At 72.0% G+C, this 8,101-nt stretch carries 8 protein-coding genes; 2 read left to right on the forward strand and 6 right to left on the reverse strand.

What is annotated here, in order from left to right:
* The 5 genes from ACFW2E_RS35225 to ACFW2E_RS35245 form a co-directional block, all read right to left on the reverse strand.
* Positions 1 to 924, reverse strand: a 924-nt coding sequence (locus ACFW2E_RS35225) for a styrene monooxygenase/indole monooxygenase family protein (protein WP_384472547.1), incomplete at its 3' end; no start/stop codon positions are given.
* A 28-nt stretch (positions 925 to 952) separates the two neighbouring features.
* Positions 953 to 1,600: an ATP/GTP-binding protein gene (locus ACFW2E_RS35230; protein WP_384472549.1), complete on the reverse strand. Its 648-nt coding sequence runs from the start codon at positions 1,598 to 1,600 to the stop codon at positions 953 to 955.
* The gene (locus ACFW2E_RS35235; RefSeq protein ID WP_384472552.1) at positions 1,581 to 2,006 is read right to left on the reverse strand and encodes a DUF742 domain-containing protein; all 426 of its coding nucleotides are present in this window, start codon (positions 2,004 to 2,006) and stop codon (positions 1,581 to 1,583) included. Before ACFW2E_RS35235 ends, ACFW2E_RS35230 begins: the two co-directional genes overlap by 20 nt.
* Complete coding sequence (locus ACFW2E_RS35240; protein WP_384472555.1) at positions 2,003 to 2,542, reverse strand: roadblock/LC7 domain-containing protein; 540 nt, start codon at positions 2,540 to 2,542, stop codon at positions 2,003 to 2,005. The genes ACFW2E_RS35235 and ACFW2E_RS35240 overlap by 4 nt, the downstream gene beginning before the upstream one ends.
* The gene (locus tag ACFW2E_RS35245; RefSeq protein ID WP_384472558.1) at positions 2,539 to 5,253 is read right to left on the reverse strand and encodes a nitrate- and nitrite sensing domain-containing protein; all 2,715 of its coding nucleotides are present in this window, start codon (positions 5,251 to 5,253) and stop codon (positions 2,539 to 2,541) included. Before ACFW2E_RS35245 ends, ACFW2E_RS35240 begins: the two co-directional genes overlap by 4 nt.
* A gap of 416 nt (positions 5,254 to 5,669) precedes the next feature.
* Here ACFW2E_RS35245 and ACFW2E_RS35250 point away from each other — a divergent pair, with 416 nt between their 5' ends.
* Entirely contained in the window at positions 5,670 to 6,458 is a 789-nt protein-coding gene (locus ACFW2E_RS35250; RefSeq protein WP_384472561.1) for a hypothetical protein, read from the forward strand.
* A gap of 30 nt (positions 6,459 to 6,488) precedes the next feature.
* On the opposite strand, the gene ACFW2E_RS35255 is transcribed toward ACFW2E_RS35250, so the two are convergent.
* Positions 6,489 to 6,980, reverse strand: a complete 492-nt coding sequence (locus ACFW2E_RS35255) for a MarR family winged helix-turn-helix transcriptional regulator (RefSeq protein ID WP_384472564.1) — start codon at positions 6,978 to 6,980, stop codon at positions 6,489 to 6,491.
* Between the two features lie 233 nt (positions 6,981 to 7,213).
* Between ACFW2E_RS35255 and ACFW2E_RS35260 the strand changes: the two genes are divergently transcribed.
* Positions 7,214 to 8,038, forward strand: a complete 825-nt coding sequence (locus ACFW2E_RS35260) for a lysozyme (protein WP_384472567.1) — start codon at positions 7,214 to 7,216, stop codon at positions 8,036 to 8,038.
* Positions 8,039 to 8,101 lie beyond the last annotated feature (63 nt).

Here is an 8,101-nt window from a genome sequence, read left to right on the forward strand (position 1 = left end):
GTGTGGGGGGCCAAGACCAGGCCCCCCCCCGCCCCCCGCGGCCCCGCCGCCGGGGAGGCGGCCGATGGGGTTGCGGACGGTGGGCGCGTAACGGCCGGCGAGGGTGCCGCCCGCGTCCGTCAGCTCGACCCCCTTGGCCCGCTCGTGCTCCCAGGGCGTGAACTTCTCCATGAGTTCCAGGGTCAGGGAGAGGTGCTCGGCCGGGTCCTTGACGCCGTTGAAGACGTCCAGCGGGCCACCGGGTATGCCCTCCCAGAACAGGATGTCCGCACGGCCGGACGTGGTCAGGGTCGGCATGACGAACAGCTCGCCGACGCCGGGGACCAGGTTGCAGCGGACCGCGTCGAACTCCGGGTGCTCCGGGCGTGGGCCCAGGCCGTGGACGTACGCCACCGCGAGCGCGCGCTGCGGCTCGCTGTACGGGGAGCGGGAGGCGTCCCGGCCGAACATGGACACGAGCTCGCCCTTGCCCGCCGACACCAGCACCAGGTCGTAGGCGCGGGAGAAGTAGTCGAGGTCGGAGACGGCCGCGCCGTGGATGACGAGCTGACCGCCGCGCTGGGCGAAGGTCTCCATCCAGCCGGCCATCTTCACCCGCTGGTCCACCGACTGCGCGTACCCGTCGAGCCTGCCCACCCAGTCGATCGCCCGCTGGGTCGGACCGGGGTCGTGCGAGCCGGGGGCGGCGACCGAGACGCCGAGTCCCTCGATCTTCGGGGCCTGGGACTCCCAGAAGTTCAGCTGGAGATCGCGCTCGTGCTGCAGTGCCGTGTCGAACATGCACTGCGTCGACATGACCCGGCCGGAGCGGATCTCGTCCGCGGTCCGGTTCGACATCAGGGTGACCTCGTATCCGTGCGACTGGAGTCCGAGGGCGAGCTGGAGACCGGACTGGCCGGCTCCGACGACGAGTATCTTCCGCATGCGGGTGGGGCCTCCTACGGCTTGGGGGCTACTCGGGGGTTTCCTCGAGCGCGTGGGCGACGAGGGCCAGGAGGGTCTCGATCACCGAGATCCGGCGGCGCGCATCCATGATCATTACAGGTATGTGCGCGGGGATCGTCAACGCTTCGCGGACGTCCTCCGGTTCGAACAGCTCGCTGCCGTCGAAGTGGTTGACCGCGACGACGTACGGCAGCCCGCAGCTCTCGAAGTAGTCCAGCGCGGGGAAGCAGTCCTTCAGGCGGCGGGTGTCGGCCAGGACGACGGCGCCGATCGCACCGCGCACCAGGTCGTCCCACATGAACCAGAACCGCTGCTGGCCCGGTGTGCCGAACAGGTAGAGCACCAGGTCGTCGTCGAGCGTGATGCGGCCGAAGTCCATGGCCACGGTGGTGGTCAGCTTGCCGGGCGTGGCGGTGAGGTCGTCGGTCTCCTCGCTCGCCTCGGTCATCAGCGCCTCGGTCTGCAGGGGCGTGATCTCCGAGACGGTGGTGACCAGCGTGGTCTTGCCGACGCCGAAGCCGCCCGCCACGACTATCTTCGTGGCTATCGGGGCACGGGTGCGGTCCGTCTGCCAGGACTTCAGGTCCTCGTCGGGTTCGTCGGAACCGACGAGGGGAGCGACGCCATGAACGGCGTCAGAGACGACGGAGTCCACTCAGCACCCTTTCCAGCAGAGCGCGGTCCGGGCGGCCCACCCCGTGGCCGGTTCCGGTTCCGTACACACGGATCTTTCCCTGGTCCGCGAGGTCGCTCAGGAGCACGCGGACCACGCCGAGCGGCATCCTCAGCAGCGCGGCGATCTCGGCCACCGTACGCATGCGGCGGCACAGTTCGACGATGGCCCGCATCTCCGGCATGACCCGGGTGCTGAGGGAACCATTCGTCAGTTCCTTGCGCCCCGCGGGTGCCTCCAGGGCCGCCGTGCTGGCCACGAACGTCTCCACGAGGAGGACGTGGCCGAAGCGGGTACGGCCGCCGGTGAGCGAGTAGGGGCGGACGCGGGCGGGTTTGCGGTCACCGCTGCGGACGGGGAGCTGCTGCTTCTTCGGGGCGTTGCTCATCGGGCGCTCCCCGCCGGCTGGGACTCCAGGGATTTCCGGAGCTCGTTGCGGAGTTCGGGTGTCAGGACGTGGCCCGCCCGGCCGACGAAGAGGGCCATGTGGTACGCCACGACGCTCATGTCGCAGTCCGCGGAACCGTGCACGCCGAGCAGCGAGCCGTCGCTGATCGACATCACGAAGAGGCTGCCTTCGTCCATGGCGACCATCGTGTGCTTGACCCCGCCGAACTCCATCAGCCGGGCGGCGCCGACGGTGAGGCTGCCGATGCCGGAGACGATGGTGGCGAGGTCGGCGGAGGAGCCGCGGGGGCCGGTCCGCCTCTCGGTGCGGGCTTCCCCGGCCTGGGCGGCGGGGGTCCCCCCGCGCGAGGATGTTCGCGCGTGGGCTAGGCCGGGGTCCGAGGAGAGCAGGAGCAGGCCGTCGGAGGAGACCACGGCAACCGACTGGATGCCCGGCACCTCCTCGACGAGGTTCGTCAGCAGCCAGTGCAGATTGCGTGCTTCACTGCTCAGTCCGAAGGTACTGGGCGCGGTCAACTGCTTGCCTCCTCGACTGTGCCCCCCGTGGCTTCGGCTTGTGCTGTTGCTGTGCTCGGCCGCTGGTTCTGGGCCGTCTGTTCGGCCATCTCGGCCTCGACGTCACGTCGTCCGGCCTCCGCCCCCCGGCGGAAGCCGCCGAGCCTGCGGCGCAGGGCCTCGGCGTCGACGGAGCCGGTCCGCTGGCGCGGGGCCCTGGCCTGCTCGGTGATCTTCGGGGTCCGCTTGGGGAGCCCCTTGGTGGTGAGCTGTTCCCCGGTCTCGTCCGCCGCGCGCTCATGGCTGTCGGGACCGATGGCGTAGGGGTCGGCGGGGGGCTCCGGGACGAGGAGCTCCATGGTGGTCTCGGCGGGAGTCTCCGGTGCCGTCAGCGGTTCGGCGGTCTCCGGTGCGTCGGACTCCGGTACGGCGGTTACGGCGGTTTCCGCTGCGGCCGCCGGCCCGTCCGAGGTCCGGCCGTCGGGCTCGCCCCCGTCCCGCACGGCCTTCTCCGCGAGCGCCACCAGAGGGTCGGCGTCCTTCGCGCGGCCGTGCAGGACGTTGGAGTTGGCCTCCGCGTCCGCGCCGGGCAGGGTCACGGTGTGGGTGGCGCCGGGCACCGTCGCGGCCGGCGGGCCCGCCGTCGCCGGGGCCTGGGCCAGCAGGGCGCCGGGAAGGACCACGACCGCCGCGATGCCGCCCTGCTTCTGCTCGCGCAGCTGGACGCGGGTGCCGTGGCGGTGGGCGAGGCGCGCGACCACGTACAGGCCGAGGCCGAGACCCTCCTCGCCCTCCTGGTCGTAGGGGGACTCCGGGTCGAAGTCGGCGAGCCGGGAGTTGAGGCGGACCATGCGCTCGGCGGTCATGCCGATGCCCTCGTCCTGCACGGAGAGCATGACCTCGCCGCTCTCGAGCAGCCAGCCGGAGACCTCGACGGGCACGTCGGGCGGGGAGAACGCGGTGGCGTTCTCCATGAGCTCGGCCAGCAGGTGGGAGAGGTCGTCGGCGGCGAAGCCCGCGATGTGTGCGTGCGGCGGGAGCGCGGCGATGCGGACCCGCTCGTAGCGCTCGATCTCGCTGACCGCCGCCCGTACGACGTCCACCAGGGGGACCGGGCCGTGGTGCTGCTGGACGTGCTCGGTACCGGCGAGGACCAGGAGGTTCTCGCTGTGCCGGCGCATGACCGTGGCGAAGTGGTCGAGCTTGAAGAGCGTGGCGAGGCGTTCGGGGTCCTGCTCGCGCTCCTCCAGGCCCTCGATGACGGCCAGCTGCCGCTCGACGAGGCCGAGGGTGCGCAGGGCGAGATTGACGAAGGTGCCGCCGATGCTGGTGCGCAGCCGCTCCAGCTGGGCCACGGAGTCGGCGAGTTCGGTGCGGAGTTCCTCGCGGGCGTCGGCCATCTTCTGCCGCTGGCCGACCAGGTGCTTGCGGTCGGTCTCCAGGGTGGCGAGGCGCTCGTGGAGGGCGGCGGCGTGTGCGTGCAGGGCGTTGACGGAGCGGACGACCTGGGCGAACTCGTCGTTGCGGCCGGTGAACTTGACGGGTTCCTCGGCGGCCGGGTTCTCGGCCTCGGCCAGACGGGCCGAGCCGCGGCGCAGCACCGAGAGCGGCCGGGTCAGGGTGCGGGCCATGGCGGTCGTGATGCCGACGGCGACGAGCATCAGGGCGCCGAGGACGGCGATGCGGAGCTCCCAGGCGGTGACGTCGTCGTCGCGGAGCTTCGCGAGGTCCTTGGTGCGGTGGTCGAAGAGGGCGGACTCGGCGCCGCGCATCTGGTCGACGCGGGCGGACAGGGCCGCGTCCAGCTTCTTGACGCTGACGCCGAGGTCGGCGTCGGAGAGCGTGGGCTGGTCGGTGAGGACCGCGAGGTACTTCTCGGCGGAGTTCACCTCGGGTCCGGTGACCGTCGAGTCGTACGAGTCGACCGCGGTTCTGGGCGCGGTCTCGCGGAAGTCGGCGAGGGCGGCGGCGGAGCGCAGGCGGGCCTGCTGGGCGGCGGCGCTGAGGGCGTCGCGCTGCTTCCTGTCGGCCGCGGAGGTGGTGGTGGTCGTGGAGGGCAGGCCGGTGACGGGGTCGGTGACCGTCTGCGTGGTGCTCGGCACGTCGAGGGCCGCGAGGAGCAGGCCGCGGGCGGCGGCGGACTGCTGGACGGCGGAGTCCAGCTCGGCGAGCGCGTGCGCGCCGGAGCCGGCCCGTGCGGGCATCCGGTCGGCCAGGTTCTCGGCGAGGCGGTGCAGTTCGCCGATCGTGGCGGAGTAGGCCTGGTGCGCCTCCAGCGCGGTGCTCTTGCCGGTGAGCGCTGACCTGCGCACGGCGGCGATGCCGTCCAGGTCCTCGCGCAGCCAGGCGGGCGTGTCGGAGGCGGCGCGCAGGTCGTCGACCTGCCGGTCGACGCGGGCGCTGCGCTCCTCGGAGGGCGCCTTGGACTTGGGGCGGCCGGCCGCGACGTAGGAGGTGACCTCGTCGCGCTCGTCGGCGAGCGAGTGGGCGAGGGCGAGCGCGTCCTGGGTGCGCCCGGCCAGGGTCACCAGGTCCTGGGAGTCGCTCAGCTGCCCGGAGGCGGCTATGACGGAGGGGGCTCCGGCCCCGGCGATGGCGGCGGCCACCACGGCCACCGCGACGATCAGCCGGTTCCGCACATGGGTGGGACGGCCGGTGCCGATAGGGGTGCGCTCGCCGCTCCCGTCGGAGGCCGTCTGCCTGCCTGTGCCCCGAGGCCGCTTCTTCTGCACCGATGCTCGCATTCCTGAACTCGTGTACCCATGGGCCAGGGTGGCACCCCGTCATGACGGCGCCGAGCAATGCGTGACCCCTCCCCCACGCTCGGCTGCGCTCGCGTGGAGGGACCCCCATCGGTCCCCGACCCTCCCAGCGCCGGTGGGCAGTGGTCGCGCATCACCTGACCGGCCACCCGAAGGAGTGAACATCGGAGGGGAGTTGGCGGGCAAGTTCCCGGCGCCTGCGCGGGGGCGGTTCCCGGCGGGCCGGTTGGACGCGGGCGGCAGGCTTTGACAGGATTCGCCACCACGCCTGTCCGGAGGGCGGCATTCCCTCCCAAACCAGGCGCCTGACCTGCGGGGCCGTGGCAATTCCGCGACGGTTGCCAGCCTTTGGCGGACGCTGTGAAGGCCTCGTGCAGACTGGCCGAATGCGTACTGAAGTCGTTTCGGAGCCCGGCGCCGCGACCCGCCCAAACGAGGACTTCGCCAGTGTCGGACTACCTGCCTCCGGGCAGGGGGGTTGTGTGATCGTCCTGGACGGGGTGACCCCGCCGGACGGCGCGACGGGCTGTCTCCATTCGGTTCCCTGGTTCACCGCGCGGCTCGGCGGCGCTCTGACCGAACTGACCGTTTCCGGCCGAGATCTGACGCCGACGGAGATCCTCTCCGCGGCGATCGCCCGTACGGCGGAGGCACACGTGTCCACCTGTGACCTTTCTCACCCGCGCACACCCCAGGCAACGGTGGTCCTGGCCCGCTGGTCCGCGGACACGGTCGAGTACCTGGTCCTGTCCGACTCCGTCCTGCTGCTGGAGTCCCCCGGCGGAGTGGTCACCCCCGTCGTGGACGACCGCCTCTCCCGCCTCCCCCGCGCCTCCCTGGTGAGCGACGCGGTCGCCGACGCCACGGTCCGCAACAGGGAGGGCGGGTTCTTCACGGCCGCCGCCGACCCCTCGGTCGCCTCCCGCGCGGTGACGGGCGCCCTCCCGCGCGCCGAGGTCCGCGCCCTGGCCGCGCTCACCGACGGGGCGACCCGCTGGGTGGAGAGGTTCCGCGAGGGCGACTGGGCGGACTGCCTCACCCTCGTGCGGAAGGAGGGCGCGCGGGCCCTGGTCGACCGTGTACGGGCCCTGGAGTCGGCGGACCGGGAGGAGCGCGCGTTCCTGCGGCGCGGCAAGGCGCACGACGACGCGACGGTGGCGTACGTCGAGCTGTGAGGGTCGCCTCCCGCCGCTCGCGGGCGGTCCCTACTTCTCCATGACCCCGTTCAACTCGTGCAGCAGCCGGGCCAGTTCCGCGACCTCGCGCCGGTCCCAGTGGGCGAGCTGGCTGACGTAGCGGGCGCGGCGGGCCTCGCGGACCTTTCCGACCCGGCCGCGGCCCTCGTCCGTGAGGGTCACCAGCCAGGCGCGGCCGTCCGCGGGGTCCGGCTCGCGGGCGACCAGGCCGAGCTCCTCCAGTGCGCGCAGCTGGCGGGACATGGTGGCCTTGCCGACGCCGATGTAGCCGGCGAGCTCCGTGGCACGCTGGCGGCCGTGCTCGTCGAGGCGGACCAGGAGGCCGTAGGCGGCCGACTCCAGGTCGGGGTGGACCTCGCGGGCCATCTCCCCCTGGTTTGCGCGGGCGCGGCGCAGCAGCACCGTCAACTCGCGTTCCAGGGCCAGGAACTCCTGGTCTGCACCACTCGGTGTCCCCTGGGCTGCGACGCGATGTCCGCCGCCGTTTCCGTCCTCGTGCACGTCAGCACCCCTGCTCGGTTTCGCTGTCCAGAAAGTTTCTGCCAAACGCCGTCATCGCCGCAGCTCCGTAAGTATTTCGCAGGCTTAGACCAACGGCAGCCTCCGGACCCCCTTTTCACCTGCCTGTCTACGTGCGTAGCTTCTTTATCAGGCAATCAATGGCATGCCCACGGCAAAAGGTCATCCGCGGTCCCCCCACCTCCCCCCACCTCCCCCCTCCTCGGAGTCACGTCATGCCCGTGCACAGACCCGGTCCCGTCCACCCGCGCCCGCTCACGGCCGTCGTGGCCGCGCTGCTGGCCGCGCTCTCCCTCACTCTCCCCCTCTCCACCGCCCACGCCGCGACCACCCCCGCGCGCGGCTCGGCCCACATGGGCATGGGCGTCCTGGCCCACGACGGCCAGGACGGCACGCCCACCACCGGTGACGTCACCCAGACCGAGGGTGTGGACGTCTCCGGCCATCAGGGCAACGTGGCCTGGTCGACCCTGTGGAACAGCGGGGTCAGATGGGCGTACACGAAGGCGACGGAAGGCACCTACTACACGAACCCGTATTTCGCCCAGCAGTACAACGGCTCCTACAACATCGGCATGATCCGCGGGTCGTACCACTTCGCGACCCCGGACACGACGAGCGGGGCGACCCAGGCCAACTACTTCGCCGACCACGGCGGCGGCTGGTCCAGGGACGGCAAGACCCTGCCCGGCGCCCTCGACATCGAGTGGAACCCGTACGGCGCCGCCTGCTACGGGAAGTCGGCCGGCGCGATGGTGAGCTGGATCGCCGACTTCCTGAACACGTACCGGGCACGGACCGGCCGGGACGCCGTGATCTACACGGCCACCAGCTGGTGGACCCAGTGCACCGGCAACTACGGCGGCTTCGCCTCGGACAACCCGCTCTGGATCGCGCGGTACGCGTCGGATCCGGGGACGCTGCCGGCCGGGTGGAGCTACTACACGATGTGGCAGTACACCTCGTCCGGGCCGACGGTCGGGGACCACGACAAGTTCAACGGCGCCCTCGACCGGGTGGTCGCGCTCGCCAACGGCTGATCCCGCGGCAGACGCGAACAGGCGCGACGGGCACGGACAAGCCGGGACACCCGGCGGCACGGG

This window comes from Streptomyces sp. NPDC058964, from assembly GCF_042741275.1.
Lineage (GTDB): Bacteria > Actinomycetota > Actinomycetes > Streptomycetales > Streptomycetaceae > Streptomyces.